The organism is Micromonospora sp. NPDC049139, from assembly GCF_055586845.1.
On sequence record NZ_JBVJHK010000019.1, the window covers coordinates 12869 to 38872 of the forward strand.

General features: G+C 74.6%; 23 protein-coding genes and 1 pseudogene. 10 read left to right on the forward strand and 14 right to left on the reverse strand.

Annotated elements, in window-relative coordinates; all coding sequences use genetic code 11:
- Positions 1-3 precede the first annotated feature (3 nt).
- The 4 genes from ACZ6Q9_RS26640 to ACZ6Q9_RS26655 form a co-directional block, all read right to left on the reverse strand.
- Positions 4-1677 (reverse strand): hypothetical protein, encoded by a 1674-nt coding sequence (locus tag ACZ6Q9_RS26640; RefSeq protein ID WP_396830118.1) that lies wholly within the window; start codon positions 1675-1677, stop codon positions 4-6.
- 114 nt (positions 1678-1791) lie between these two features.
- Complete coding sequence (locus ACZ6Q9_RS26645) at positions 1792-2796, reverse strand: glycine betaine ABC transporter substrate-binding protein (RefSeq protein WP_393268347.1); 1005 nt, start codon at positions 2794-2796, stop codon at positions 1792-1794.
- Positions 2797-3076: 280 nt separating this feature from the next.
- Positions 3077-3799, reverse strand: a complete 723-nt coding sequence (locus ACZ6Q9_RS26650; protein ID WP_357703475.1) for an ABC transporter permease — start codon at positions 3797-3799, stop codon at positions 3077-3079.
- A 55-nt stretch (positions 3800-3854) separates the two neighbouring features.
- Complete coding sequence (locus tag ACZ6Q9_RS26655) at positions 3855-4541, reverse strand: ABC transporter permease (protein ID WP_393268350.1); 687 nt, start codon at positions 4539-4541, stop codon at positions 3855-3857.
- A 2-nt stretch (positions 4542-4543) separates the two neighbouring features.
- Between ACZ6Q9_RS26655 and ACZ6Q9_RS26660 the strand changes: the two genes are divergently transcribed.
- Positions 4544-5545, forward strand: coding sequence for an ABC transporter ATP-binding protein (locus tag ACZ6Q9_RS26660; protein WP_393268353.1), 1002 nt, complete (start codon positions 4544-4546; stop codon positions 5543-5545).
- A 70-nt stretch (positions 5546-5615) separates the two neighbouring features.
- Here ACZ6Q9_RS26660 and ACZ6Q9_RS26665 read toward each other — a convergent pair whose 3' ends face one another.
- From ACZ6Q9_RS26665 to folP, 7 genes are all read right to left on the reverse strand, one after another.
- Complete coding sequence (locus tag ACZ6Q9_RS26665) at positions 5616-6113, reverse strand: hypothetical protein (protein WP_396830117.1); 498 nt, start codon at positions 6111-6113, stop codon at positions 5616-5618.
- A gap of 60 nt (positions 6114-6173) precedes the next feature.
- Complete coding sequence (locus tag ACZ6Q9_RS26670) at positions 6174-6488, reverse strand: hypothetical protein (RefSeq protein WP_393268358.1); 315 nt, start codon at positions 6486-6488, stop codon at positions 6174-6176.
- A 97-nt stretch (positions 6489-6585) separates the two neighbouring features.
- Complete coding sequence (locus tag ACZ6Q9_RS26675; RefSeq protein ID WP_393458047.1) at positions 6586-7800, reverse strand: ABC transporter permease; 1215 nt, start codon at positions 7798-7800, stop codon at positions 6586-6588.
- Between the two features lie 119 nt (positions 7801-7919).
- On the reverse strand, positions 7920-8462 hold the full coding sequence (locus ACZ6Q9_RS26680; protein ID WP_357703488.1) for a DUF3180 domain-containing protein: 543 nt from the start codon (positions 8460-8462) through the stop codon (positions 7920-7922).
- Positions 8463-8481: 19 nt separating this feature from the next.
- Complete coding sequence (gene folK, locus ACZ6Q9_RS26685) at positions 8482-9006, reverse strand: 2-amino-4-hydroxy-6-hydroxymethyldihydropteridine diphosphokinase (protein ID WP_393458044.1); 525 nt, start codon at positions 9004-9006, stop codon at positions 8482-8484.
- Positions 9003-9368: a dihydroneopterin aldolase gene (folB, locus tag ACZ6Q9_RS26690; protein ID WP_357703493.1), complete on the reverse strand. Its 366-nt coding sequence runs from the start codon at positions 9366-9368 to the stop codon at positions 9003-9005. The genes folK and folB overlap by 4 nt, the downstream gene beginning before the upstream one ends.
- Positions 9365-10285: a dihydropteroate synthase gene (gene folP, locus ACZ6Q9_RS26695; RefSeq protein WP_396830116.1), complete on the reverse strand. Its 921-nt coding sequence runs from the start codon at positions 10283-10285 to the stop codon at positions 9365-9367. The genes folB and folP overlap by 4 nt, the downstream gene beginning before the upstream one ends.
- 343 nt (positions 10286-10628) lie before the next feature.
- Between folP and ACZ6Q9_RS26700 the strand changes: the two genes are divergently transcribed.
- From ACZ6Q9_RS26700 to ACZ6Q9_RS26730, 7 genes and pseudogenes are all read left to right on the forward strand, one after another.
- Complete coding sequence (locus tag ACZ6Q9_RS26700) at positions 10629-10943, forward strand: hypothetical protein (protein WP_121401588.1); 315 nt, start codon at positions 10629-10631, stop codon at positions 10941-10943.
- Between the two features lie 13 nt (positions 10944-10956).
- Positions 10957-11319, forward strand: coding sequence for a hypothetical protein (locus ACZ6Q9_RS26705; protein ID WP_088976442.1), 363 nt, complete (start codon positions 10957-10959; stop codon positions 11317-11319).
- Positions 11320-11368: 49 nt separating this feature from the next.
- Positions 11369-14764: pseudogene (locus ACZ6Q9_RS26710) on the forward strand (ATP-binding protein).
- A gap of 1 nt (position 14765) precedes the next feature.
- A complete protein-coding gene (locus ACZ6Q9_RS26715) occupies positions 14766-16703 on the forward strand; it encodes an MFS transporter (RefSeq protein ID WP_393458038.1) in 1938 nt (645 codons plus the stop codon).
- Positions 16700-17257: a hypothetical protein gene (locus ACZ6Q9_RS26720; protein WP_393458035.1), complete on the forward strand. Its 558-nt coding sequence runs from the start codon at positions 16700-16702 to the stop codon at positions 17255-17257. The genes ACZ6Q9_RS26715 and ACZ6Q9_RS26720 overlap by 4 nt, the downstream gene beginning before the upstream one ends.
- Positions 17254-18423 carry a M23 family metallopeptidase gene (locus tag ACZ6Q9_RS26725; RefSeq protein ID WP_393458032.1) on the forward strand — a complete coding sequence of 390 codons (1170 nt, stop codon included), beginning with the start codon at positions 17254-17256 and terminating at the stop codon, positions 18421-18423. The genes ACZ6Q9_RS26720 and ACZ6Q9_RS26725 overlap by 4 nt, the downstream gene beginning before the upstream one ends.
- Before the next feature lie 13 nt (positions 18424-18436).
- Positions 18437-19039 (forward strand): hypothetical protein, encoded by a 603-nt coding sequence (locus ACZ6Q9_RS26730; protein ID WP_393458029.1) that lies wholly within the window; start codon positions 18437-18439, stop codon positions 19037-19039.
- A gap of 4 nt (positions 19040-19043) precedes the next feature.
- Here ACZ6Q9_RS26730 and ACZ6Q9_RS26735 read toward each other — a convergent pair whose 3' ends face one another.
- On the reverse strand, positions 19044-19598 hold the full coding sequence (locus ACZ6Q9_RS26735) for a hypothetical protein (RefSeq protein WP_393458099.1): 555 nt from the start codon (positions 19596-19598) through the stop codon (positions 19044-19046).
- Positions 19599-19793: 195 nt separating this feature from the next.
- Here ACZ6Q9_RS26735 and ACZ6Q9_RS26740 point away from each other — a divergent pair, with 195 nt between their 5' ends.
- Both ACZ6Q9_RS26740 and ACZ6Q9_RS26745 read left to right on the forward strand, forming a co-directional pair.
- Positions 19794-22352: an FtsK/SpoIIIE domain-containing protein gene (locus ACZ6Q9_RS26740; protein ID WP_396830115.1), complete on the forward strand. Its 2559-nt coding sequence runs from the start codon at positions 19794-19796 to the stop codon at positions 22350-22352.
- Positions 22349-23113: a hypothetical protein gene (locus ACZ6Q9_RS26745; RefSeq protein ID WP_396830114.1), complete on the forward strand. Its 765-nt coding sequence runs from the start codon at positions 22349-22351 to the stop codon at positions 23111-23113. Before ACZ6Q9_RS26740 ends, ACZ6Q9_RS26745 begins: the two co-directional genes overlap by 4 nt.
- A 130-nt stretch (positions 23114-23243) precedes the next feature.
- Here the strand turns inward: ACZ6Q9_RS26745 and folE are convergent, their stop codons facing one another.
- Positions 23244-23909 carry a GTP cyclohydrolase I FolE gene (folE, locus tag ACZ6Q9_RS26750; RefSeq protein WP_393268581.1) on the reverse strand — a complete coding sequence of 222 codons (666 nt, stop codon included), beginning with the start codon at positions 23907-23909 and terminating at the stop codon, positions 23244-23246.
- A gap of 38 nt (positions 23910-23947) precedes the next feature.
- The gene (gene ftsH / locus ACZ6Q9_RS26755; protein WP_396830113.1) at positions 23948-25978 is read right to left on the reverse strand and encodes an ATP-dependent zinc metalloprotease FtsH; all 2031 of its coding nucleotides are present in this window, start codon (positions 25976-25978) and stop codon (positions 23948-23950) included.
- Positions 25979-26004 lie beyond the last annotated feature (26 nt).

The window sequence follows — 26004 nt, forward strand, 5'->3', positions numbered from 1 at the left end:
CGGTCAGCGCCAGCGGTCGGCCGAACGCGAGCCGCCCGCGCGGGGGACGTCGTCCTGCGGCGGGTAGCCGTAGCGCTCCTGCCGCCGGCCGTACCGCTCCGGCTCGGGCTCCGGCTGGCGGGTGCGGTGGGCCTCGGGCTGGTGCCCGCGCTGGCGGGGCGGGCGCCACTCCTCGGGCACCGGCACCCCGCCGGCCGGCAGCGCCGGCGCGTCCCCCGGCTCCGCCCAGCCGCCCCGCCATCCGTCGTCCGCCCGTTCCCGACGCGGCTCGTCCCGGCGGACCGTCGCCCAGCGGTCCGCGACCCGGTACTCGGTGCCGGTGGCGTCCGCGTGCACCTCGGCACGCCGCTCCCCGACCCGCAGTTCCCGGCCCCGGTCGTCGTCCCGCACGGCCGCCCACCGGTCACCGGCGCGCAGCTGCGACCAGTACTCACCGCGCTCCGGTCCCGCCTCGTCGGGCTGGTGCGGCCGGCCCCGCCCCGGCTGCTCGGCCGGAGCGGCCCAGGCCGCCGGCCCGCCCGTGCCGTCCCAGCCCCGGTCGTCCCACTGCTGCCCGCGCTCCTGCCGCTGCCCGCGTTCGTCCCGTCGGCCCGGCCGCTCGTGGTCGGTCCCCTGCCCGGACCACTCGCCCCCGTCGCGCGACCGCGACCGGTCGTCGTCCCGGGGCGCGCCGGCCGTCGCCCACGACCGGTCGTCGTTCCGCCGGGAACGGTCGTCGTCGCGCCGGGGCCGGTCCGCCGGGTCGCCGTGACCGGCCCGGGACCGGTCGTCCGACTCGCCGGACCACGGCCGCTCCTCCGGCGGCGGTGACCACCGTCCCGCGTACCCGCCGCCGTACCCGGTGCCGGGGTCGCCGGGCACGGACGCGCCACCGTCCACGATGGTGTGCCGGGTGGTGACGTGCACGGTCTCGGTGTGCCGCACCACCCCGAGCGGGCGCGCGGCGGGCTGGCTCTCGGGCTCCGCCGGCCGGGCCGCCCCGTACACCCCGGCCGCTCCGCCGGCGGGTCGGTCCCCGCCGTACACCCCGGCGGACCCGGTGGTGGCGGGCCGGTCCCCGCCGTACCCGCCGGCCGAGCCGCCGGTGGGCCGGTCCGCGCCGTACGCCCCGGCCTGGGCCGCCGGCCGCTCGGCGCGCGGGCCCGGCTGGGGCCGGCGGGCGGGCTCCTCGTCGTCCCGGTCGGCGCGTCCCCAGCGGGGCGCCGGATCGTCCTGGCCCGGCGCCCGCCCCCGGCCAGAGAACCCGTCGTCGGCGGATCCCGGGGTCCGGCCGGCATCGGCCTGGTCGTCGATTCCGCCCAGCGCGGCGCTGCTGGCGTCCAGCCGCCGGCGTAGCGCGGCGACCGCCTCCTGGGCCCGCTGGGCCTGGTCGAGCGCCTGGTTGCCACGCTGGGCGGCCGCCACGATCTCCCCGCGCAGCTCGTGGCGGAGCTGCTCCATCTCGTCCAGCAGCTCCTCGGGCCGGGCCGGGCCGGCGCCGTCGGCGCGCAACGCGATCGACAGGCCGATCAGGACCACGGCCAGGATGGCGAGCACGGCGGCGAACCGCAGCGGACCGTTGCCGTCGGCGACGAGCAGGATCAGCGCCGCCACCGGCGCCAGCGCGACGCCGATCCAGAAGAGCACGGTGAGCAGCGGTGGGTTGCGCTTGTCGGCGGGGGCGACCGGGGCTGGCATGGGTCCGCAGCCTACCGAGAGTTCCCCCGCCTGGGAACGGCTGGAGAGGCCCGGCGGGACGGGACGGCGCAGCCGGTCGCCGGCGGCGCGGGGCCGCCGGCGACCGGCTGGGAATCAGCTGGACGCCAGCGCGCCGTCCGAGGAGAAGACCAGGCCCACGCTGGCGGCGCCGGTCTTCAGGGCGTTCTTGGTCTGCGGGCCGCCCTGGTCCAGCGAGCTGAACGAGCCGGCCTTGAAGTCGTAGACCTGGACCAGCCCGGCCCCGCACTTCGGCCGCTGCGGGCACTCCGGCGGCCCGGCCAGCACGGTGGCCTGGCCCGAGCACTTGGCCGCCAGGTCCGAGAGCGTGCGGACGCCGTACTTGTCGGCGAAGGTCTTCGTCACGGCGAAGGCGTTCTGGTCCTGGGCGGCGGCGGGCGTGCCGAAGACGAGGCCCACCTTGTCACCGGCGGCCTTGAGCGCGGCGACGGTCTTCTCCAGCTCGGGCGAGGACACCGGCTGGGCGTCCTTGCCGTTGGCCTTGGTGTTGAGGAACTCGGCCATGGTCGCCGCGTACTCGGGGACCACCTGGATCTCGCCCCGCTCCAGGGCCGGCTCGTAGAGCTCGCGGTTGCCGATCTGCTGCACCTTGGCCTCGTAGCCGGCGGCGGTCAGCGCGATCTTGTAGAGCTCGGCCAGGATCTCGTTCTCCGTGAAGTTGGCCGCGCCGATCACGATCTGACCGCCGGGCCCCTTGGCGATGCCCGTGGTGACGCCGTTGGCCGCGGCGAACTCCTCGGCCGCCTTCTGCGCCGTCTTGCGGTCCACGTCGACGGCCTTGTTGAGCTGGATCAGCTTCGGCGTGTCGAGCGCCACCGAGACCTTGTCCAGCGCCGCGAGCAGCTGCGGGTTGGCCGCCTTGGCGTTGACCGCCGGGATGACGTTGTCGGTGTTCTGGAGCTTCTTGTCGTCGTCGAGGACGACGAGCTGGTCACCGGCGACCGGGGCGCAGCCGGCCCCGGAGGCCGCCTGCTCCGGGGCGTCCGTGCCGGAGGAGCCGGCGTCGCCGCATCCGGTCAGCAGCCCCGCCGCAGCGAGGGCTCCCACCGCACCGACCGCCAGTCGTGTACGTGCGCGCATCAGTGCCCGCCTTCCGTGTCCCGGCGCGACCCGTCCGGGCCGGCCGCGTGTCCGACGGGCGATCCCTCTCCGGCCGCCCGCTGTGTCCGTCGGGCGGCCCCCTTTCCGGCCGCCCGCGATTTTCCACCCAACATCTTCCACACGGGTCCGACAACCCGAGGAAAGGTTTGTCACCGGATCGTCACCCGTCGACAGCCATCGAACAGCGGGCGTCGGTGAGCGGCAGCGCGCGTCGGCGGGCACTCCCGGGTGTGGCGTCCCGCGCGGGGCGGACCGGAGCTCAGCCGCCGGCCAGCGCGTCCGCCGCGCGGCGGCGGGCCCGGCGGCGGGTGGCCCGCAGCGGGCGGGGGGTGACCAGCCGCTCGACCAGGGCCAGCACCAGCTCGACCAGGACGGCGAGCCCGGCCACCAGCACGCCGCCGGCGAGGATCTGGCCGCCGCCGGCGGCGATGTCCAGCCCGAACCCGGCGCGGATGATCTGCCCGAGACCGCCGCCGTTGACGAAGGAGGCCAGCGCGGCGGTCGCCACCACCTGCACCGCCGCCGTGCGGAATCCGGCCGCCAGGTAGGGCACCGCCAGCGGCAGCTCGACCCGGCGCAGCAACTGCCACCCGGAGAAGCCCATGCCGCGCGCCGCGTCCCGGGCCTCCGGATCGACCTGCCGCACCCCCGTGTACGCGTTGGCCAGCAGCGGCGGCACCGCGAAGACGGCCAGCGCGACCACCACCGACGGCTGGCCGAAGCCGAGGAAGGTCAGCGGCAGGATGGTGAGCAGGGCCAGCGTCGGCACGGCGAGCGTGACGTTCGACACCAGCACCACCAGGCCCCCGCCCCGACCCGTGTGCCCGAGCCAGAGCCCGATCGGCCAGGCGATCAGGCAGCCCAGCGCCACCGCCGCCGCCGACATCGACAGGTGCTCGCCGAGCCGCTCCAGGATCCCGCCCGGATTGGTCCAGTTCAGCGGGTCGTTGAGCCAGACCAGCGCCGCCTCGACGGGGTTCATCGGGCCCGCCCTCCGTTCGCGACCGCGGGACCGCGCCGCGCGGCGTTCCGAGCGCTCACGCCGCCCTGCTCCGCAGCCAGGGGGTCAGCAGCCGGCCCACGCCGGCCAGGATCAGGTCGAGCACCAGGGCGAGCAGGACGCAGAGCAGCGTCCCCGTCATGATCTGCGCCTTGTAGAAGTTGTTCTGGAAGCCAGCGAAGATCAACTGCCCGAGGCCGCCCCGCCCGATCACCACGCCCACGGTCACCAGGGCCACCGTGGAGACCGTGGCCAGCCGCAGGCCGGTGAGGATGCCCGGCAGGGCCAGCGGCAGCTCGACCCGGACCAGCCGGCCCCAGCGGCCGTACCCCATCCCCTCGGCCGCCTCACGCACCTCGGGAGGCACCTGGTTGAGCCCGGCGAGGGCGTTGCGGACGATCACCAGCAGCGCGTAGAGGACCACCACACTCAGCGCCGTCACCGCCCCGATGCCCAGGTAGGGCGCGATGAACGCGAACAGCGCCAGCGACGGCACCGTGTAGAGCACCCCGGTGACGGCCAGCACCGGCCCGGCCAGCGAGCGGAACCAGTACGCGGCCACGGCCAGCGGCACGGCGACCAGGGCGGCGATCAGCACCGCGCGCACCGTCAGCGAGGCGTGCTCCCGCACGGCGGCGAGGATCGTGTCAGAGTTGTCCCGCACGTACTGCCAGGAGAACCACGGGTTACCCGGGTCGGCCCGGTAGCTCAGGCGGAAGGACATGTGTGGACGTTACCCCGGCAACCACGGATCACGGCGGGCCGCGTGCGGCGTCCATCGCGCTGGAGGGCATCCACAAGCGCTACCCGGACGGCACCGAGGCCGTACGCGAGCTGAGCCTCGACATCGCCGCCGGCGAGCTGGTGGTGCTCATCGGACCGTCGGGCTGCGGCAAGTCGACGGTGCTGCGGATGGTCAACCGGCTGATCGAGCCGACCGGTGGCCGCATCCTGCTCGACGGCGAGGACGTCACCCGGGTGGACCCGGTCCGGCTGCGCCGCCGGATCGGCTACGTGATCCAGAACGTCGGGCTCTTCCCGCACCAGACGGTCAGCGCCAACGTCGCCACCGTGCCCCGGCTGCTCGGCTGGCCCCGCGAGCGCAGCCGCCGCCGGGTCGACGAGCTGCTGGAGCTGGTGGGGCTCGACCCGGCGACGTTCGGCCGCCGCTACCCGCACGAGCTCTCCGGCGGCCAGCGGCAGCGGGTCGGGGTGGCGAGGGCCCTCGCCGCCGACCCGGTGGTGCTGCTGATGGACGAGCCGTTCTCGGCCGTCGACCCGATCGCCCGGACCCGGTTGCAGGAGGAGTTCCTGCGGTTGCAGGCCGAGGTGCGCAAGACGATCGTGCTGGTCACCCACGACCTCGACGAGGCGGTCCGGCTGGGCGACCGGATCGCGGTGCTCTCCCAGGGCGGTCGCCTGGAGCAGTACGACACCCCGGCCGCCGTGCTCGGGGCGCCCGCCACGCCCTTCGTCCGCGAGTTCGTCGGCACCGACCGGGGCATCCGCCGGCTGGCGGTCACCCCGCTGACCGGCGCGGCCGTCGAACCGCTGCCGACGACCGGGGTGGCCGAGCTGCCGACGGTGTCGCGGGGCGGCTCGGCGTACGACGCGCTGGGGGCACTGCTGACCTCGGCCGCCGATCGGGTGGTGGTGACCGACGAGGGGCGGCCGGTGGGCGTGCTCAGCCGGACGCGACTGCTCGAACTGGGCCGGCCCGACCGGTGACCGGCCCGGCCGGGAAGGGTCGCGGGCAGCGGGGCCAGGTCGGACGACGGGGGGATCGCGGGCCGGCGGGTCAGGCCCGGCCGCCGAGGCTGGCCGTGCCGACGATCCAGCCGGAGAGGAAGCCGTACGTCGCGCCGGTGCCGGCCGACTGGATGGCGGTGAGCAGCGCCGGATCGGGGCCGAGGAAGGCGGCGAGCAGCGAGGCGAAGCCGCCGGCCAGGACGTAGGCGGCCCAGCCGGAGAAGAACTGGCTCGCCGACCCCTGTACCCGGGCCACCTGCGTGGCGGGCAGCAGGTAGAGGAAGACCACCGCGAGGATCACCAGCAGGACGGCCCGCAGGTTCGCGACGAGCAGGCCGCCGGAGGCATCGCCGCCGTCGAGCCGCCAGGCCGGCCAGGCGAGCAGTTGCAGGAACCAGCCGCCGGCGGAGGTGGGGTCGGTGCCGGCGGCCCAGCCGACGTACGCCGGGCTGCCGCAGACCGCGACCAGCAGGAACGCGGCGAGCGCGCCGGTGCCCGCCGCCGTCCCGTAGCGGCCGCCGGCCCGCGGCGGGTTGGTGAGCGCCATGATCGGATCAGTTCCCGGCGGACCTCGGGGAGCAAACCTGCCGGAGCCCGTCGGCCACCGTCACCTTCGCGGGTGCGTCATCAGGTAGTCGATGAAGGCGGCCCGCAGCAGCGGCGCCGACTCCTCGTAGCCGTGCCCGGTCAGCTCCCGCCACAGCGCCGCGGCCTCGTCGATCGTCGGCCCCACCGAGTTGGGCGCGCCGTCCAGGACGGCGGCCTCGTCCGCGTTCGGCAGGTGCCGCAGCACCGACCAGAAGAAGCCCACGTCGCGGCGCTCCCGGGCGACCGCGAAGGCCCGCTCCCGCAGCTCCTCAGTGGACAGCGCGTCGAGCTCCTCGAACGACGGGCCGGCGGAGGTCGATGGTGTGTCGGTCATGCCGACGAGCCTAACCGCCGAGATCACCGCCGGCAGGGTGGACGCGACACCGGCCGACACCGCCGGCCCGCCCCGCGGCCGGTCAGGGGGTGGCCGCTCAGCGGTCGTCGCTCTCCCACCGGCGGCGCCCGCTCTCCCACCGCGGCACGCTCCAGGGGTCCGCCGGGCTCTCGGTGGACTGCGCCGGCAGGGCGGGCGGCCAGTCGCCGACCGGGTCGGGCCGGGGCGCCGCCCAACCCGTGCCGATCCGGCCGTCCCCGACCGGGACCGGTTCCGCCGCCGCGCCGACCGCCGGCCGCCCGTACGCCTCGACCAGGCGGGTTACCAGCAGCCCCACGCCGAGCGCCGCCGCGCCGACCGCCCACCGGCTCACCGTCCAGCCCCTGGCCTGCGCGTACGCGACGAAGACCGCGACCAGGCACACCGCCAGCAGGGTGCCTAACACGCCGCCCCGCCGGCCGTAGGCGCTGGTGCCGGCGAGCAGCGCCACGCCGACCGCCAGCACCGTCCAATCCAGCCCGGCGTCGGGCGCGACCGGCCCGGCGGCGCGGGTGGCGGTGAGCATGCCGGCGAGGGCGGCCAGCACGGTCGAGCAGACGAGCGCGCCGGAGACGACCACCGCCGCCACCACGCCGCGACGGCGGGCCGGGTCGACGACGGGGCGGAAGCGGCCGACCAGCCGGCGGACCGCCCGCACCGCCCCCAACAAGCCGCCGAGCACGACGACGGCCGCGAGCCCGGCGAAGAGGTGCAGCGCGCCGCGCCCCGGGTCGTAGTCACCCTGCGGGAGGACCGGCGCGGAGCGCTGCTCGATGTACACGACGACCCCCGCCGCACCGGCGAGGCTGGCGGCCCAGCCGGGGACGTGCAGCACCACCACGGCCAGCGCCAGGGCGAGCCCGCCCAGCGCGGCGACCGCCAGGGCCGGCCCGGCAGCCGCCGTGACGCCCCGGTCGCCCTGCTCGGCCATGTGCAGCGCGGCGGCGACCGCCACCGGGCCCACCGCCAGGTTCACCGCGGCGGTACGCAGGCTCAGCCCGGCGGCCAGCGCCAGCAGCCCGAGCACGACCGCGTCCAGCAGCAGCGAGCGCAGCCCGGCGCCGCGCAGCGCGTCCGGGTTCTCCCGCCAGAGCAGGAACGTCCCGACGCCCAGCGTGACGAGGAGCAGCAACTCCCAGACGACGTGGACCGCGAACCGGTCCCGGCCGGGTTCCCCGTGCGCGGGGTCGTCGAAGACGTTCTCCAGGACGGCGGCCGGGATGCCGGACGACGGCTCGGTGGACGCGTCGCGCCCCGGTTCGTCGTACCCCATAGCCGCCGCCTCCCACGTGGCCGCTCGTCCAGGTCCGACGCGCGGGCGGGCCGGGGCGGCCGTTGCTCTCCGGTCGCAGGCACGCTACCCGTGCGGGAGGCCGGGCGTAACCCCCCGAATCAGCGCGGGCCGGGGCGGTTCTCCCGGTCGCCGGGCTCGCGGTCCTCGTCGTCCTCCTGCTCGGGGACGCGGCAGGAGCGCTCCAGCCAGAGCGCCGCCGCCACCAGGGCCAACCCGGCGAGCAGGCCGGCGCCGGCGACCGGCCGGTCGTCCATCGCGGCGTCCGTACGCTCCACGAAGAGCCAGCCGGTCAGCCCGGCGTAGAAGCCGGCGAAGATCGCACCGGCCAGCGAGGACGCCTTGGCCAGCACCACGAACCGGGCGACCAGCAGCGGGTTGACCGGGTCGCGGCCCGGCCGGCGCTCGATCCGCCCCCGGGTGTTGACCGCGGCGTACCCCTCCAGCACGGCGAGCGCGGCCAGGGTGACCACCGGCAGCCACGGCAGGTCGGGCAGGTAGTCGTAGTAGAGGGTGCTGATCAGCAGCCAGGCCACCGCGGCGGCGCCGAGGCCGGCCACCACCAGGGTGGAGATCCGGGTGGGGCCCATCCGGAACCGGTCCGGACCCGTCCCGCCCGGGCGTGGGGATCGCGCCTGCGTCATGCCGGCCGGCTCCACTGGGTCATGCCGTCGACTCTATCGCCAGATCCGGCCGGGGGCGCAGATCCAGGGCGTCGGCGGCGGCCGGGCCGGTGTTGAGCAGGTCCGTCAGCCAACCGTGCCCGGGCAGCCGCCCGTACGGCTGGATGTCGATCCACGGCCGCAGCACGAACGCCCGCAGGTGCGCCCGGGGGTGCGGCAGGGTCAGCTCCGGGTCGTCGCTGACCACCGGCTCGTCGTCGGCCCAGACGGCGATGACGTCGACGTCCAGGGTGCGCGGCCCGAAGCGCCGCCGCGGGTCGCGGGTCCGGCCCGCGGCGCGCTCCGCCGCCCGGGCCCGCTCCAGCCAGTCGCGCGGCGTCGCGGCCGGGTCCTCGGCGAGCAGCACCGCGTTGAGGTACGCGGGCTGGTCCTGGTCCCCCCACGGTGGAGTCTCGTAGACGCCGGAGACCAGGAGGACGTCGTCGCCGAAGGCCGACACGGCGGAGCGCAGGTGCGCCAGCCGGTCGCCGAGGTTGCTGCCGAGGGAGAGGACGGCCCGGGTCACCGGCCGCGCCGCCGGGTCATGGTGACGGCCACGTCGGTGAAGGCGTGCGGGACGGGCGCCTCCGGCTTGTGCACGGTGACCGTGGCGACCTCGACCCTGGGGTCGGCCAGGCAGACGGTCAGCAGCCGGTCGGCGAGCGTCTCGATCAGGTTGACCGGCTCGCCGGTGACGACGGCGACCAGCCGCTCGGCCAGTTCGCCGTAGTGGACGGTGTCGCCCACCTCGTCGGAGCGCGCCGCCGGGGCCAGGTCCATCTCCAGCACGGCGTCGACGACGAAGTCCTGCCCCTGGGCGCGTTCGAAGTCGTACACCCCGTGCCGGCCGTGCGCCCGCAGGCCGGTCAGTTGGATGCGGTCGGTCATCGGTCTCCTCCGTGGTCGGCGGTGCCGCCCGCCCGGCCGGCGCCCGCGCGGGCCGGGCGGGCCGCGCTGGTGGTCGGGGGCGTCAGGCGGGGCGCGCCGGTGGCCCGCCAGACGGCGAGCGCGTCCGCGGTGGCGCGGACGTCGTGCACACGGACGCCCCAGGCGCCGGCCGCCACCGCGAGCAGGCTGGTGGCGACGGTGGCCGCGTCCCGGCCGTCCGTGGGGCGGGGGGCGTCGTCGGGGCCGGCCAGCAGCCGACCCAGGTACGCCTTTCGGCTGGACGCGAAGAGCAGCGGGAAGCCCAGCTCCAGCAGCTCGGGCAGGCGGGCGCTCAGCTCCCAGTTGTGCGCGGCCGTCTTGGCGAAGCCGAGCCCCGGGTCGATCACGATGTGGTCGGCGGCGACACCGGCCCGCAGCGCCTCGTCGACACGCCGGCCCAGCTCGGCGCGGACGTCGGCGACCACGTCGGTGTAACGGGCCAGCTCGCCCATCTCGCGGGCGTGGCCGCGCCAGTGCATCAGCACCCAGGGGCAGCCGGCGTCCCGGACCACCCGGGCCATGTCGGGGTCGGCGAGGCCGCCGGAGACGTCGTTGACCACCGCCGCGCCGGCGGCGAGGGCCGCCTCGGCGACCCGCGCGCGGGTGGTGTCGATGCTGATCGGCACGCCGGCGGCGGCCAGCTCCCGGACGACCGGCAGCACCCGGGCCGTCTCGGTCTCGGCGTCGACCCGGTCGGAGCCGGGCCGGGTGGACTCCCCGCCCACGTCCACCAGGTGGGCGCCGTCGGCCCGCAGCCGCACGCCGTGTCCGACGGCGGCGTCGAGGTCGGCGTACCGTCCGCCGTCGGAGAACGAGTCGGGCGTGACGTTGAGAACGCCCATCACCACCGGGGCCGAGGCCCGTACCAGATCGGTCACGACTAGACGGTACCGGTCGGCCGGAGCACCCCGGGCGGGCCGGGTCGAGGGCGGTGACATGCGCATTCGAACGGGTGTACGATCGGTCGTCCGGGTCGGATCGGGCAGACTCTTCGCGGCTTGTCGCATTGAGGGCCTGCCCGTACGCTTTGGAATTGCCCGGCATCGAGATGGCGAAGCCTGGAGGGAGGGCCGAAGCGGGAAAATCCGCCCAAAGCTCACCACCCTCCGTGGTGGGTAACGAACGCAGGGTCGTCGACGCTGCGGCTAGTGAGCACCGTTCCCGCCAGGCATGCCTACTGCACCACCGCGGCGCCGCCGGCCGCGACTTGGGGAGGTTCCAGTGATCGCCATCGAGCTGATGGAGACGGCGACGTCCGCCGCCGCCCACACGCTCTCCGCCCTGGCGTCGACTCCACTCGCCGAGCCCGCGCCCAAGGGCATCGACACCGAGGGTGTCGTCACGTTCTTCGCCAGCAAGATCGCTCCGATCCTGCTGGCCGTGCTGGGCGTCATCTTCATCGGGCGGGCCAGCCGGGGCGAGATCTCCAAGGTGCTGACCAGCTCGGCCATCGCGATCGTCGGGCTCGCCTTCATCGCCGGAGCCGCCACACTCTTCTTCATCGGCGACTACCTGATCGACCTGATCTTCGAATAGGCGCGGGCACGACATGCGGCTGCGCACCGACGACGACATCTACCGGGCTCGCCTGGTCTACCTCGGGCCGCCCGGCTACACCCTTCCGGTCCACCTGCCCTACGCCCAGTACGGGCTGTTCATGCTGCTCGTCCCCCTCTACATGTTCATCCACTGGTTGTTCACGCTGCAGGTCGAGCTCTTCCCGGCCTGGGAGATCGCGCTGGCCATCGTGACCACCTCGTTCATCTTCCGGTACGTCGACCCGGACCGGCCGGCGCGCATGGTGATCCGCACCGCGCTGACCGACTGGCGGCGGACCCGGGAGCCGGCCGCCGAGCAGCGGGACCCCCGCCTGGTCGGCAGCCGGATCAGGATCCGGGAGGAACTGGCATGACCGGGCGTACGCCGATCAGGCAGTCGCACGACGCGGGTGAGGCGGTCGCATGAGTCGCTCTTCCACGCCGGGTTCCCCGGCCGGGCGTCCGGTCGCCCCGCACGGTAACCGTGCGCGGTCGTTCGACTACCCGGACGAGCCCGAGCGGGACGAGGTCGCCCTCGACCCGGCCCTCGTGACCACCCCCGGGCACGGCGGCGTCGGCGTCTTCCAGGCGCCCCGCCCGGTGCAGCGCCGGACGCCGCCGGTCGACCCGGGGCCACCGGCCGACAGCGCCGACATCGACTCGCCCTTCCTCGACCTGTTCGGAGGGGCGCGCCCCGGCACGCGGCCCGCCACGCCGCCTCGGGTCGGCGGGCGGGAGCACGCGGCCATCCCGCAGCAGCCGGCCGCCGTCGAGCCGGCCCCGGCCGCCGCCCCGGCCCCGCCGCGCGCCGCCCGGCCGCCCGCCCGTTCCACCGGGACAGCCGACCGGGCACCCGCGGTGGAACCGCCGCCGGCGGACGCCGACGACGAACCCCCGGCCGTCGCGTACGAGCAGCCGGTCGTCGCGTACGAGCCATCCGCCGTCGCGTACGAGCCCCCGGCGGTCGCGTACGAGCCCCCCGCGGTCGCCCACGAGCCGCCGGCCCGGGCGGTCCGGGTGCCGCACCAGCCCGGGGACCGGCTGCCGACGCTCCGCCCACCGGCGGACGAGGCGGCGGCCGGCGTGGCCCCGCCGCCCCCACCGGCGCCACTCGACCCGGCGCCCCCGGAGCGGCCGTCGCGGCGGGCCGGGGAGCGGCTGCCGGAGCGCACGGGGCGGGACGTGACGCCGCCGCGCCAGCGCTCCGCCGGCCGGCGCGACCAGCCCACCAAGCCGGTCCGCGTCAAGCCGCCGAAGATCAAGTTCGGCGACCGGGACCCGGCGGTCGAGCTGGCCATCACCGAGATCGCCGGCCACCTCACCTTCACCCCGAACACCGTCACCGCCTGGTACTGGCTGCCGGAGGTGCGCTGGGCGTTCCGGCCGGACGCGGAGCGGGAGGCGCTGCTCTCGGCGATCTCCGAGCAGTACGCCGGCCTGGCCGGCTTCCGGCTGCACCTGCGGCGCACCACCCGGCCCTTTCCGGCCGACGAGTGGGCCCGCACCATCGACACGCACACCCGGTCCCCGCTGCCCGACGTCCCGGGCACCGCCGGCTGGGCCGACCACCTGGTGGCCGCGCAGCGGCACCTGCTCTCGGTCAACCACGCCGAGGGGCAGACCTACCTCGGCGTCACCTTCGCCCGCCGCTCCCTCGGCGACTCGCTCACCGAACGCCTGCTGCGCACCTTCGGTCGCGGCGTGGCCGAGGGCGAGCGCCGCAAGCTCGGGCGCACCGTCGAGCAGTTCGACGAGGTGCTGGGCGCGTTCGGCATGCGCGGACGACGAGTCACCGCGCAGGAGTTGGAATGGCTGCTCTACCGCTCCGTGGCGCTCTGCATGGCGCCCCCCGGCCGGCTCTCCCCGATCACCGACGGCCGGTGGGAACGCGGCGACCTGCTCGCCCTCACAGAGCAGGTGGAGCGCTACCGCACCCCGTACGGTTCCACCGTCAAGCTGGTCAACCGCATGACCGGCGAGGAGCGGCACGTCGCCGTGCTGGCGGTGGGCCGGATGGAACCGCTGGAGATCCCCGAGCGGCACGAGCCGTGGCTGCACTTCCACGAGCGGCTGCCCTGGCCGATGGAGCTCTCCACCCGGGTCGACATCCTCGGCTCCGGCGACTCCTTCCGTAACCTCGAGCACCGGCTCCGGATGATCCGCTCCCAGCAGCTCGACTACGCCGAACACGGCATCGACGCCCCGCCCGAGCTGGAGCGGCTGGCCAAGCGGGCCCTGGTGATCGGCGACGAGATGACGACCGGCCTGCCGGTCGACTCCGCCCGGGCGCACGGCTGGCACCGGATCGCCGTCGGCGGGCGGACCCGCGAGGAGTGCCTGGAGCGAGCCCGGCGGCTGATCCAGCTCTACTCCCGGGAGCTGCGCATCTCGCTGCAACACCCGAAGAACCAGGACTGGCTGGCCCGCGAGTTCATCCCCGGCGAGCCGATCGCCAACACCGGCTACGTCCGGCGGATGCCGGTCAACCTGCTCGCCGCCGCCCTCCCGCAGGCCGCCTCCACGGTCGGCGACCGGCGCGGCGACCTGATCGGGCGAACGGCGGGCACCTGCCGCCGGCCCGTCTTCCTCGACCTGCACTTCCCGATGGAGGTGCGCGAACGCTCCGGCCTCGCCGTCTTCGTCGCCGAACCGGGCGGCGGCAAGTCCACCCTGCTCGGCGCCCTCGGCTACCTCGCGGCCCGGCGCGGCGTCCAGGTGACGCTGCTCGACCCGTCCGGCCCGCTGGCCCGGCTGTGCGCCATGCCCGAGCTGCGGCCGTACTCGCGGGTGCTGAACCTGACCGGCTCCGAGCACGGCACCCTGGCGCCGTACTCGCTGATCCCGACCCCGCTGCGCACCGAGTTCGGCAGCGGGGCGGCGGGCGACCGGGAGTTCGAGATCGCCGTCTCCAACGCCCGCGCCGAGCGGCGGATGCTCGTCCAGGACATCTGCATGATGCTGGTGCCGCCGCAGGTGGCCCGCGAGGCGTCCACCGCCACCCTGTTCCGGCACGCCGTTCGCCAGGTGCCGGCGGAGGAGACCTCCACCCTGGACGACGTGGTCGCCTGCCTCAGCCAACTCGACGACGACGCCGGCAGGGAACTGGCCAACCTGCTGCTGGACACCGCCGAGATGCCGCTGGCCATGCTCTTCTTCGGCCGGCCGCCGGAGGGGCTGCTCGGCGCGGACGCGGCGCTCACCGTGATCACCATGGCCGGGCTGCGGCTGCCCGACCTGAAGATCGAGCGGGAGTACTGGTCGGCCGAGGAGGCGCTCGCCCTGCCGATGCTGCACACCGCGCACCGGCTGGCCGTACGCCGCTGCTACGGCGGGTCGATGTCGTCCCGCAAGCTCGTCGGCCTAGACGAGGCGCACTTCATGGAGGGGTGGCGCTCCGGCCGCTCCTTCCTGGTCCGGCTCGCCCGCGACTCCCGCAAGTGGAACCTCGCCGCGCTGGTGGCCTCGCAGAACCCGCGCGACATCCTCGGCCTCGACGTGCAGAACCTGGTCTCGACCGTCTTCGTCGGCCGGATCGCCGAGGACGCGGAGATCGCCTCGGAAGCGCTGCGCCTGCTGCGGGTGCCGGTCGACGACGGCTACGAGGCCACCCTCGCCTCGCTCTCCACCGCCGACGCGACCTCCGCCACCCGGCTCGGCTTCCGCGAGTTCGTCATGCGGGACGTCGACGGTCGGGTGCAGAAGGTCCGGGTCGACGTCTCGTACGTCGACGGGCTGCTGGACCACCTCGACACCACTCCCGCCGCGATCGCCGCGGCCGCCGGGGTACTGCCGGCCGTCCTGCCGGATCTGGAGGCGTGACATGGCCGGGGCCCGGGCACGGCTGGCGGCGTTCCTTCTCGCACTCGGCGTACTAGCCGGGGCAACGATCGGCTGGCCGGCCCTCGGCGCCGCCGCGGCCGCCCCGGCACCGCTGACCGCCCAGGCTTCGGCAGACCTCTGCACCACTCCGGAGTGGCAGGCCGACTTCCGCGCCTGCGTCGCCAAGCTCAAGGATGTGTCAGCAGCACGGGCGGAGTGCCTTGAACCACCGACGCCAGGGGCGCCTGACGCGGGTCTGGCTGGCTGGTTCGCCAGTTCACCACCGGAGTCCGCATCGGGCGGCGTCACCGGCCGATACAGCCTCTACGGATATGCCGGATACAGCTACACCACATACGACATCGGCTGCGCGTCAACGGTGCTCCACCCGGACTACAAGTTCACCACGACTGTCGCCAACGGCGAGTTCATGGTCGCTACTGCGGTGGTCGGTGCCTCGAACGCGCTGCGCGAGCGTGCTTGGGACCCGCGCTCGATGTGGGGCTGGGCGGACCCGCTGGTGGACCAGGCGACCAAGGCCGTCTACCAGAAGGTGTTCAGCGTCTTCGGCATCGTCACGCTCTGCGTGGTCGGTCTCTACCTGCTCTGGCGCTCCCGCCAGTCCGACATGAGCAACGCGATGACCACGGCGGGCTGGGCGCTGCTGGTGATGGTGGCGGTGACCGCCCTGGCCGCCTGGCCCGTCAAGTCGGCGAACATCGCCGACGGCACCCTCGTCACCACGCTGGGTGTGGTGCACGATGCTGTCGGGCCACAGGCGAAGGAACCTGCGCCGGGCCGGTGCATAGATCCCGATCCGAAACGCTGCGAGGACAAGCGCCCGCCCGCCGTCCGGGCCAGCGACACCGCCACCGAATCCATGCTGTACCGGAACTGGCTGCGGGGCGTTCTGGGATCAGCCGACAGCGAGACCGCCAAGAAATACGGTCCGGCGCTGTACGACGCACGGTCGTTGACGTGGGGCGAGATCCAGTCGATCCGCGCAAACCCGGCGACTCGCCAAGCGACGATCGAGGCGAAGCAGCAGCAGTGGATGAAGGTGGCGGAGCAGATCAAGGAGGAGGACCCGGAGGCGTACGAGTACCTCCAAGGGGTCCGGGACATGGACCGCGTCGGGGCCGGGTTCATCGCGGTGCTCGCCGCCGTGCTCTTCGCGATGTTCGACCTGACCGCCTCGTTGCTGGTGTTGCTGGGCTTCCTGATCTTCCGCTGGGCGGTGATCGCCGCGCCGATCCTCGGCACGGTGGGCCTGCTGCGACCGGCCAGCGCCGGGCTGCGCCGGCTGGGAAACGCGGTGGTCGCCGCCGTCTTCAACATCGCCATCTTCGGCACCGGCGCCGCCATCTACCTCTTCGCGGTGGACCTGATCATGAGCACGCCGACGCTGCCGGGCTGGCTCCAGGTGGTGCTGGTCTGGCTCTGTGGTGTGGTTGGCTGGCTACTCCTGCGTCCCTACCGCCGGATCACGCAGCTCGGCGGCAAGGACAGCAGCGAGGCGGTCAGTTCGGCCGGCTCCTGGCACCGGCGCTTCTTCCGGGACATGCGCACGGCCGCCCGGCTCGACGTGGCGGAGCCCGGTGGTACGGCCGAGCCGGCGATGGGCCGGCGTCGCGCCGTCGTGGCGGAGAAGAGCACCCTGCGGCCGGAGGCCCGCCGGGAGGACCCGTCGCACGCCCGCACGAGTGGCGACCAGGAGCGGCAGCGGCCGGACGGCCGCGAGTCGGCCGCCGAGGCACCAGAGACCGCGGAACGGGAGGCTCCCCGCCCGGTCGCGCCCCGGCCTCGTCGGCGCCAGCCAGCCGCCTGGACCGAGCCCGACGTGCCCGACGAGAACCCGTCATTCGTCATCTACCGTCCGGGCTCGGCCGAGCGTGAGCCGGCACGGCCCGCGCCGCGGATCCGCTCCGAGGCACGGTGAGTGCGGTGCGTCGGGCCGTCGAATTCCTCGTCACCCGGGTGTTGCGGTCCCGGTTCGGCATCGCGCTCGCTCTCGCCGTGGTCGTGTTCGGGGTCATCGGGGCGGCCCGGCTGGTCTCCGGTCCCGGCGACCCGACGGGCGGGCTCAGCAACCGTCCGAGCCGACCCATCACCACGGTCGCCCCGACCGCCGGTGACGACGGGGCGTTCTCGACGGGCGCTCCCCCCTCTCCGGTCACGCGCGCGGGTGAGCCGACGCCGGAGGAGATCGCCGAGCGCTTCGTCGCGGCGTGGCTGGGCAAGCCGGGCGTCACGGCGGACCAGTGGCAGGAGGGGCTGCGCCCCCTGTCGACTCCGGCGCTGACCGAGAAACTGGCGGGCGCCGACCCGTCCAGGGTGCCGGCCGGCCATGTCAACGGTGACGTCACGCTCCGGTCCCGGACCGAGAACTTCGTCGAGGTGGTGGTTCCGCTCGACACGGGCCGGCTCCGCCTCGAACTGGTGGCGCCCGACGGGCGGTGGCTGGTGGACGCGGTGGACTGGGAGCAGGCATGAGCGACGAGACCCGACCGCGCCCTCGACAGCTCCGGCTCGGCGCCCTGGCCGCCGCGCTGACCGCGACGTTCGCCCTCCTCTGCTGCACCGGCGGCGCCGGCGCCTTCTTCCTCACAGAGCTAGGTGGAGACGCCGATAGCGGTATGACGCTGGCGAACCAGGACTGCACCGAGAATTTCCAGGTCAAGGTAACTGGCGACCTGCCTCGGATGTCGCAGTACGGCGAGCGTCAGCTGCGCAACGCTGCCCGGATCATCAAGGTGGGGCAGGAGATGAAGGTGCCGCCACGCGGCTGGGTGATCGCCGTGGCGACTGCGATGCAGGAGTCACGACTTCTGAATCTTGCAAACCGAACCGTCGCCGAGTCCGGAAACCTACCCCACGAAGGCATCGGAGCAGACCACGACTCTGTCGGCCTCTTCCAGCAGCGGGCCAGCTGGGGCAGCGTCGCCCAGCGGATGACGCCCGAGTACGCCGCCCGGAAGTTCTACGAGAAGCTAGTCAAGGTACCCAGCTGGGAGCGGATGCCGCTGACGCGGGCCGCCCAGGCGGTGCAGATCAGCGCCTTCCCGGACGCCTACGCCAAGCACGAGGAAGTCGCCTCGCAGATCGTCAACGCCCTGGCCGGTGGGGCGGCCCGGACCGTGCTCGTCGGCGGGAAGCAGGCGTGTGACCGCGCCGCCGGTGGGGAGATCGCCGCCTCGGGTTGGACGGCGCCCATCCCGGGCGGCGTCGGGTCGGGCTTCCGCACGGCGAGGCGGCCCGGGCACAACGGGGTCGACATCGCCGCCCCGAAGGGCACCCTGATCCGGGTCGCCGCCACCGGCCGCGTCCTGGTCTCCCGTTGCGACCCGGACAATCGCGGACGGCTCAGCTGCGACGCCGACGGTTGGCCGGACAAGGGCGGCTGCGGCTGGTTCGTCGACGTCCTGCACGCTGGCGGGTTCATCACCCGCTACTGCCACATGCTGAGCAAGCCCCGGGTCTCCGTCGGCCAGACCGTCAAAGCCGGCGAGGTCATCGGCGAGGTGGGCAGCAGCGGCAACTCCTCCGGCCCGCACCTGCACTTCGAGGTGCACAAGGATGAGGATCGCAGCAGCCGTGGCGCGATCGACCCGGCGCCGTTCATGCGGTCGCGGGGTGCGCCGCTCAAGGGCGCGGCGTGAGGCGCCAGCCGTCATGAACGAGCCGCTCCCCGACCCGTTCGCCGGACAGCCCGACTGGGCCCCCCGACCGCCCCGGCCGATCGAGATCGTGCCGGCCACCGGGCGGGTCGAGCTGCGCGGGCGGCGGGTCCTGGTCGGCCTGCCCGGGCTCGGCTGGCGCGGTGACCTGCGGGCCGACGAGCGGGTGGTGCAGGGCAGCCGTACCTACGTCCCCGTGATCCCCGAGCACGAGTGGTACCGGGCGGAGTCCGACCAGGTGGAGGTGTTCGCGCCGCTGGTTCCGGTGGAGCGGGTCTGGGTGGAGACGGTGGGGAGCCGGCGGCCGGACACGTCGGTGGACCGCGAGGCGGGCGTCCGTCTCGTCTCCCTGGACGCCCCGGCTCACCGTGGGCCGACCCCGGTCTTCGAGGCGGACGCCGTCACCGGCCGCCGGGTCGTACACGTCGTGGAGTCTGTCGAGCACCGGGACCTGCGGGCGGTCACCGAAACCTACTCGGGCGCCGACGGGGACATCTGCGTGCGGGTCACGCCTGAAGTGGAGTGGTACCGCTGGGCCTGGCGGGGCCAGTCACCGACCACACTGGAGGTCCCGGTCCACCTGCTGTGGATCGAGTAATGACTCAGCTCGTCAGCGCTCCGGAACAGACTCGCCAGCCCTCCCTATCCTGGACTTCGAAGCGCCAACGATCGGTGAGGCTCTGCTGTACCCCATCCACCGAGGCGGTACGGCGGATGACCGCCGTGACGGTGGCTGCCGACGAGCCGTTCATCGAGACAACGACGTTCTCAATGTTAATGGAGAAGCTGGAGCCCAACTCCTGTTCGCGTCGTTCGACTTGAGCGCGTAGGTCCTCAATTGCCCTGAGATGACCATCGCAGGTGAAGAGCAGCGCGCGATTCTGGTCCCGCGAAACGAGCGCAGCCTGCAGGTAGGCGACCACCGCGACGTCTGGAGATCCACGGTCGGGGGCGGCCGCGCGGTTGTAGAGGACGTATCCGGCGGCCACGCCGCCGAGGCAGAGCGCCGCGAGGATGCTCGCGACGACCGTGAGCACAGTGCGCGCCCGTCGCCTCGGCCGCTGCGGCGCCGGGGCCGGCGACGGCGGCGCCAGGTAGTCGGAGGGGGGCCGTTGCGCCGGTACGCGGGAGACCTGGGAACCGGCGGGGGGCTGCACTGATTCCACCCTCTGAGGCTAGCGGCTGGGCGCCGGAGACCCAATGCCCCAGATGCAGCGGATCGTGACGGACCACTCCCCATTGGTGAGATCCACGACAACACCGGCGCAGCGCCGCCGCGCATCCCGGACGAGCCGCTCCGGCTGGGTTACCGTCTCTGCGCGGGGAGGGGTTGCCAACCTCGGACAGAGGGGGTGGACGCGGTGACCGGTCCGAAGGCACGGACGAACCGCGCCGCCGCACTGCACCGGCAGGCCGCGGCCACCGCGACCGCCGCCGCCGGCATCCTCGACGACACCCGTCCCGTTCCCGCCGACCAGCACCGCCAGTACGAGCTGGCCGACCGCCTCCGGTCCGCGGCGGCGGTGCTGGCCCCCGGCTGGGCGGGCGCTCCCCTGGAGGCGGTCGTCCCGACCGCACCCGCTGGCGAGGGGCCGCCCGCCTTCGTCCGGGTCGGCACGGCGGCGCCGCTGGACGACGCGCGCTTCCCAGCACTGGTGCCGCTGCTCGGCACGGGGCATCTCGCCGTGGACGCCGACGCCCGGGATCCCCGGGTGGCGGGGCTGCTCCGGGCCGTACTGCTGCGGCTGCTGGCGGCGACCCCGGCCGGGGCGCTGCTGGTCCGCGCGGTGGACGCGACGGGTGCGACGCTGGAGCCGTTCGCGGCGCTCGCCGACGCGGGCCTGCTGCCGCCCCCGGCGGTGGACGTCGCGGGCCTGCGGGCCGTGCTCACCGAGGCCGAACAGTGGGTGGCCCCGGGGGCGAGCGGGCGTCGCCGGCACGACCGGACACTGCTGCTGGTGATCGCGGCACTGCCCGACCTGACGGGCCCCACCGACCTGGCCCGGGTGGAAGCGCTGGCCGAGCAGGGCCGGTCCGCCGGGCTGCACCTCGTGGTGGCCGGCTGGCCCCCGGCGGGCCCGTACGCCGATCGTGCCCCGCTGCCGCAGGCGACCACGCTGGCGATCCGCAACGCGTACGCGCTGCTGGGGGATCCGCCGGGCGGGTCGTTCGCGGGCCCCGGCGCGGAGCCTCCGGGCGGGTTGAACTCGCCGGTCTTCGTCGAGGCGGATCCGCCCGGCGACCTCGTCGACGCGGTGTGTCGCCGGTTGGCCGCGCAGGTGGAGGCGGGTTCCCGGCTGGCCCTGACGGACCTGCTGCCGCCGCCCGACGGGGAGTTGTGGGCGGCGACCGCGGCCGACGGGCTCGCGACGACCGTCGGCGACGCGGGCGGGCGGGCGGTGTCGCTCGGGTTCACCGAGCTGACCCCGCACTGGCTGGTCAGCGGCCGCTCCGGCGCGGGCCGGTCCACCTTCCTCACCACGGCGCTGCTCGGTCTGGCCGCCCGGTACGGTCCCGAGGAGCTGGCCCTCTACCTGGTGGACCTCGCCGACGCCGAGTCCTTCGTGGAGTTCCTCCAGACCGAGCGGGACCGGTCGTGGATCCCGCAGGTCCGGGCCGCGGCGATGGCGGCCGACCGGGAGTACGTGCTGAGCCTGCTCGACGAGCTGACAGCGGAGGTGCGCCGCCGCGAGGAGGCCGGCAGCCGGGCGGGCGGGCAGCGCTTCGCCGAGCTGCGGCAGCACCGCGCGATGCCCCGGATCGTCTGCGTGCTGGACAATCTTCCGCTGCTCTTCGCCGAGCGGGACCGGCTGGCCGTGGACGCCGCCGCCCGGCTGGACACGTTGGCCCGCACGGGGCGCGCGTACGGGGTGCACCTGGTGCTGGCCGGCGAGGGCGACCTGGGGTTGGGCTCGCGTACGGACCGCGACTCGGTGTTGGGGCAGTTCCCGGTGCGGGTGGCGCTGCCCGGCGGGGGCGCGGTGCTGGAGCCGACCAACGACTCGGCGGCGGGGCTGCCGGTGGGCAGCGCGGTGGTGAACACCGCGGGCGGGCTCGGCGGGCCCCGGGGCGCCATCCGGGGGCACGAGCGGATGGTCCGCTTCCCGGACCCGCAGGACCATCCCGACACGGTCGGGGAGCTGCGGCAGCGGCTCTGGTCGGCGCGACCGGAGGGGTCCGCCCCACCGGTGGTCTTCGCCGGTTACGCCCGCCCGCTGCTGCGTAACGATCCGCGGCACCGGGCCGCGCTGGCCGGGCGGGCGTCCGGCCCCGCCGCCCTGCTGGGCCGGGCCGTGGACGTGCCCCGGAGCACGGTCGCGGTGCCGCTGGGGCCGGCCCCGGGGCGCAACCTGGCTGTCCTCGGCCCCGGCCCGGAGGCGGCCCGGCTGCTGGCCACGGCGGCGCGCAGCACCGCCGCCCACCACGCGCCGGGGACGGCCCGCTTCGTGCTCGCCGCGCCGGGCGACGACTGCCGCCCGCTGGCCGACGCGCTGGCGGCCGAGCTGGCCGGGCGGCACCCGGTCGAGACGGTGGACGCCGCCGGCCTGCTCGCCGCCGTGGACGCCGCCGAGCCGGCGTACCTGGTGGTCTTCGGCCTGGATGTGTTGTCGCCGGAGCAGTTGCCCCCGGAGCGGCTGCGCGCGCTGTTGCGGGAGGGCCCGCCCGCCGGGCGGCACCTGCTCGGCCACTGGCGCACGGCGCCGTCCTTCGCGGCGCTGCTTGAGCCCGACGGCGAGGTCGACAAGCTCGCGGCGGTGGCGGTGGTGGACCTGCCCGGCGCCCAGCTCGCGTCGGTCTTCGGCCGGCCGGTGGAGTGGCGGCCCCGCCCTGGCCGGGCGGTGCTCTGGGACGGGCCGGGCGAGCAGGGCACGGTGCTGGTTCCCTTCGCGGAGCAGGGAGAGCCGACATGACCCGCAGCGGGGCGCGGAGCAGGCCGGCGCACGCCGGGCCGGGACGCCAGCGGTCCGCCGCCGGGCCGCCGCCGGGTGGGCCCGAGGCGGCGGCGCCGCCGGGGGCCGTCGCGGGCGGCGACCCGGTGTCCGCCGCGTGGACCGACTACCTCGCCGCCGCCCGGCAGCTCGACGGGGTACGCCGGGACGCGGCCACCGCTGCCGGTGAGCAGGCCCGGTCGGTGCAGGCTGCCCGCGAGGAGCTGACCGCCGTCCGCACCCGGCTCGCGGCGCAGGAGACCCGGCTGCGCGAGCGGGGCGTACCACCGATCTCGCTGGTCCCGACGCCGCCTGAGCTGACCGAGGCGGCCCGGTCGATGGCGGGCGGGCCGGCCGCGGTGCTGTCCGCGCTCCGCGCCGCCCGGGGCCGCGCGGACGCCGCGGACGCCACGCTGGCCGCGCGCGGCCTGCCCCGCCTGGCCGCCTGGCCGGCGCGCCCGCGCAACCTGCTGCTGTACGCGCCGCTGGCGCTGCTGGTGCCGCTGATCCAGGTGGCGCTGTTCGTGGCGACCGGTCCCGGGGCGGCGAGCGTGGCGGCGCTGCTCTGCGGGCTGCCGATGCCGGCGGTGGCGTTCGCGGCGGGCTGGCTCGGCGTCGGGCGGCTCTTCCCGGCCGGGGAGGGTGACCGGGTGGACCGGACGGCCCGGCTCGGCGCGCTGGTGTGCCTGGTCCCGGCGGTGCTGGTCAGCGCGGGCCTGCTGCTCGCGATGCTGGCCGGCTGAGCGGAGCCGCCGCGCGGGCCCGGATAGGCAAGTTGTTGGCCGGCCGAGCGGAGCCGCCGCGCGGCGTCCGGACACGCGAGCGGCCGGCCGACCCGGAGTGCGGTCGACCGGCCGGTCGGGTCGGTCGCGGTCAGCGGGGGATGATCAGCGCCATCGCCTCGGCCCGCGACTTGGCGTCGTGCTGGAGCGTGCCCCGCACGGCCGAGGTGATGGTCTGGGCACCCGACTTCTGGATGCCACGCATCGCCATGCACATGTGCTCGCACTCGAGCACCACCACCACGCCGCGCGGCGCGAGCCGCTCCATCAGCAGGTCGGCGATCTGCGAGGTGAGCCGCTCCTGGACCTGCGGCCGCCGGGCGAAGACCTCGACCAGTCGGGCCAGCTTGGACAGGCCGGTGATCCGGCCGTCCGGCCCCGGGATGTAGCCGATGTGGGCGCTGCCCCGGAACGGCAGCAGGTGGTGCTCGCACAGGCTCATCACGTCGATGTCCCGGACCAGCACCAGCTCCTGGTGGTTGGCCTCGAAGGTGGTGCTGAGTACCTGGGCCGGGTCGACCCGCAGGCCGGCGAAGAGCTCGGCGTACGCGCGGGCCACCCGGGCCGGGGTCTGCTGGAGCCCGTCGCGGTCCGGGTCCTCCCCGACGGCGATGAGGATCTCGCGGACCGCCTTCTCGATCCGCCCGAGGTCCACGGTGTCCTCGACGGGTCGGCCGGTGAGCTTGCCGCTGATCAGGCGTGCGGCCACGTAGTCGAGGCCGTCGTCGCCATCGGGCTCGGTCGCGGAGACGGCCAGTCCCCGGTCGTCCCGGGAACTGGCCGTCGGGTCGGTGCTCAGTGCGGACCGTCCGAGTTGTTCGAGCTGGTCGAGGTGGTGCCGCCGACCGTCGCCTGTGCGCCGTCGGCCTGGGCCTGCACCTTGAGCGCCTCCTTCTCGGCCGGCGTGAGCACCGGCGGCTCGGTGGAGGGCTGGCGCTTGCCGAAGCCGTTGTACGGCGCCATCGGCGGCCGCTTGGCCACCCGGGCGCAGATCCGGGCCATGTCGGCGGTGGAGAGGGTCTCCTTCTCCATCAGCTCCAGCACGATGTTGTCCAGGACGTCCCGGTATTCCACCAGGATCTCCCAGGCCTCGTCGTGGGCCAGCTCGATCAGCGCCCGCATCTCGCCGTCGATCTCGGCGGCGACGGCGTCGGAGTAGTCCCGCTCGTGGCCCATGTTGCGGCCGAGGAACGGCTCGTCGCCGCTGGTGCCGTACTTGATCGCGCCGAGCTTGGAGCTCATGCCGTACTGCGTGATCATCGCGCGGGCCAGCTGGGTGGCCTTCTCGATGTCGTTGCCGGCGCCGGTGGTCGGCTCGTGGAAGACCAGTTCCTCGGCGGCCCGGCCACCCAGCGCGTACGCCAGGGTGTCGACCATCTCGGCGCGGGTCTGGGTGTACTTGTCCTCGGTGGGGAGCACCAGGGTGTGGCCCAGCGACCGGCCGCGGGACAGGATCGTCACCTTGTGCACCGGCGCGGCGTGCGGCAGCGCCCAGGCGACCAGCGCGTGCCCACCCTCGTGGTACGCGGTGATCTTCTTCTCCTGGTCGCTCATCACCCGGGTCCGGCGCTGCGGACCGGCGATCACCCGGTCGATCGACTCCTCCAGGGAGTCGTTGCTGATCGCCCGCTGGTCCTTGCGGGCCGTGAGCAGCGCGGCCTCGTTGATGACGTTGGCCAGGTCGGCGCCGCTGAAGCCCGGGGTGCGCCGGGCCACCGAGTCGAGGTCGACGTCGGGGGTGAACGGCTTGCCCTTGGCGTGCACCCGCAGGATCGCCTTGCGGCCCTCCATGTCAGGGGCGTCCACCGGGATCTGCCGGTCGAAGCGGCCCGGGCGCAGCAGCGCCGGGTCGAGGATGTCCGGCCGGTTGGTGGCGGCGATCAGGATGACCCCGCCCTTGGTGTCGAAGCCGTCCATCTCGACCAGCAGCTGGTTGAGGGTCTGCTCGCGCTCGTCGTGGCCGCCGCCCATGCCGGCGCCGCGGTGCCGGCCGACGGCGTCGATCTCGTCGACGAAGACGATCGCCGGGGCGTTCGCCTTGGCCTGCTCGAAGAGGTCGCGGACCCGGCTCGCGCCGACACCGACGAACATCTCGACGAAGTCGGAGCCGGAGATCGAGTAGAACGGCACCCCGGCCTCGCCGGCGACGGCGCGGGCCAGCAGCGTCTTACCCGTGCCGGGCGGGCCGAAGAGCAGCACGCCCTTCGGGATCTTGGCGCCCAGGGCCTGGTACTTCGCCGGATTCTGCAGGAAGTCCTTGATCTCGTGCAGCTCCTCGACGGCCTCCTCGGCGCCGGCCACGTCCGCGAACGTGGTCTTCGGCGTGTCCTTGGTGATCATCTTCGCCTTGGACTTGCCGAAGTTGAGCACCCGGGAGCCGCCGCCCTGCATCTGCGACATGAAGAAGAGCAGCAGGAGCACCAGCAGGGCGATCGGGAGCAGGTTGACCAGCAGGCTCACCCAGATGCTGTCGGACGACACCTTGGCGTCGGCCGGCCCGGTGACCCGGTTGTTGGCCTTGGCCTCGAGGACCTCGTTCCAGACCTCGTCGCCGACCTCGTAGGGGAACTGCGCCTCGATCCGGTCGGTGGTGGTGTCACCGAACTTGGTCTTCTCGGCCAGGTCGAGCTGGATCGTCTGTTCCTTGTCCTGGAAGACGACCTTCTTGATCGCGGGCTTGCCGGTGTTGAGCTGGTCGAGCGCAACGGAAGTGTCCACCCGGTGGTAGCTGGGACCAGCGGTGAACAGTTGACTGAGCACAACGGCGCCGAGGATGACCAGGATGATCCAGACCACCGGTCGGCGGAAGAAACGCGTACGTTCCATGCTGTTGTCGAGCGCCGAGGCGCCCG

What these genes read in the sequence shown, in the direction of transcription:
- ACZ6Q9_RS26745 (WP_396830114.1), top strand. Translation starts at nt 22,349, where the DNA reads ATGACCCGCAGCGGGGCGCGGAGCAGGCCGGCGCACGCCGGGCCGGGA.
- ACZ6Q9_RS26705 (WP_088976442.1), top strand. Translation starts at nt 10,957, where the DNA reads ATGCGGCTGCGCACCGACGACGACATCTACCGGGCTCGCCTGGTCTAC.
- ACZ6Q9_RS26655 (WP_393268350.1), bottom strand. Translation starts at nt 4,541, where the DNA reads ATGTCCTTCCGCCTGAGCTACCGGGCCGACCCGGGTAACCCGTGGTTC.
- ACZ6Q9_RS26650 (WP_357703475.1), bottom strand. Translation starts at nt 3,799, where the DNA reads ATGAACCCCGTCGAGGCGGCGCTGGTCTGGCTCAACGACCCGCTGAAC.
- ACZ6Q9_RS26640 (WP_396830118.1), bottom strand. Translation starts at nt 1,677, where the DNA reads ATGCCAGCCCCGGTCGCCCCCGCCGACAAGCGCAACCCACCGCTGCTC.
- folB (WP_357703493.1), bottom strand. Translation starts at nt 9,368, where the DNA reads ATGACCGACCGCATCCAACTGACCGGCCTGCGGGCGCACGGCCGGCAC.
- ACZ6Q9_RS26670 (WP_393268358.1), bottom strand. Translation starts at nt 6,488, where the DNA reads ATGACCGACACACCATCGACCTCCGCCGGCCCGTCGTTCGAGGAGCTC.
- ACZ6Q9_RS26730 (WP_393458029.1), top strand. Translation starts at nt 18,437, where the DNA reads ATGAACGAGCCGCTCCCCGACCCGTTCGCCGGACAGCCCGACTGGGCC.
- ACZ6Q9_RS26680 (WP_357703488.1), bottom strand. Translation starts at nt 8,462, where the DNA reads ATGACGCAGGCGCGATCCCCACGCCCGGGCGGGACGGGTCCGGACCGG.
- ACZ6Q9_RS26675 (WP_393458047.1), bottom strand. Translation starts at nt 7,800, where the DNA reads ATGGGGTACGACGAACCGGGGCGCGACGCGTCCACCGAGCCGTCGTCC.
- ACZ6Q9_RS26725 (WP_393458032.1), top strand. Translation starts at nt 17,254, where the DNA reads ATGAGCGACGAGACCCGACCGCGCCCTCGACAGCTCCGGCTCGGCGCC.
- ACZ6Q9_RS26665 (WP_396830117.1), bottom strand. Translation starts at nt 6,113, where the DNA reads ATGGCGCTCACCAACCCGCCGCGGGCCGGCGGCCGCTACGGGACGGCG.
- ACZ6Q9_RS26645 (WP_393268347.1), bottom strand. Translation starts at nt 2,796, where the DNA reads ATGCGCGCACGTACACGACTGGCGGTCGGTGCGGTGGGAGCCCTCGCT.
- ftsH (WP_396830113.1), bottom strand. Translation starts at nt 25,978, where the DNA reads ATGGAACGTACGCGTTTCTTCCGCCGACCGGTGGTCTGGATCATCCTG.
- ACZ6Q9_RS26715 (WP_393458038.1), top strand. Translation starts at nt 14,766, where the DNA reads ATGGCCGGGGCCCGGGCACGGCTGGCGGCGTTCCTTCTCGCACTCGGC.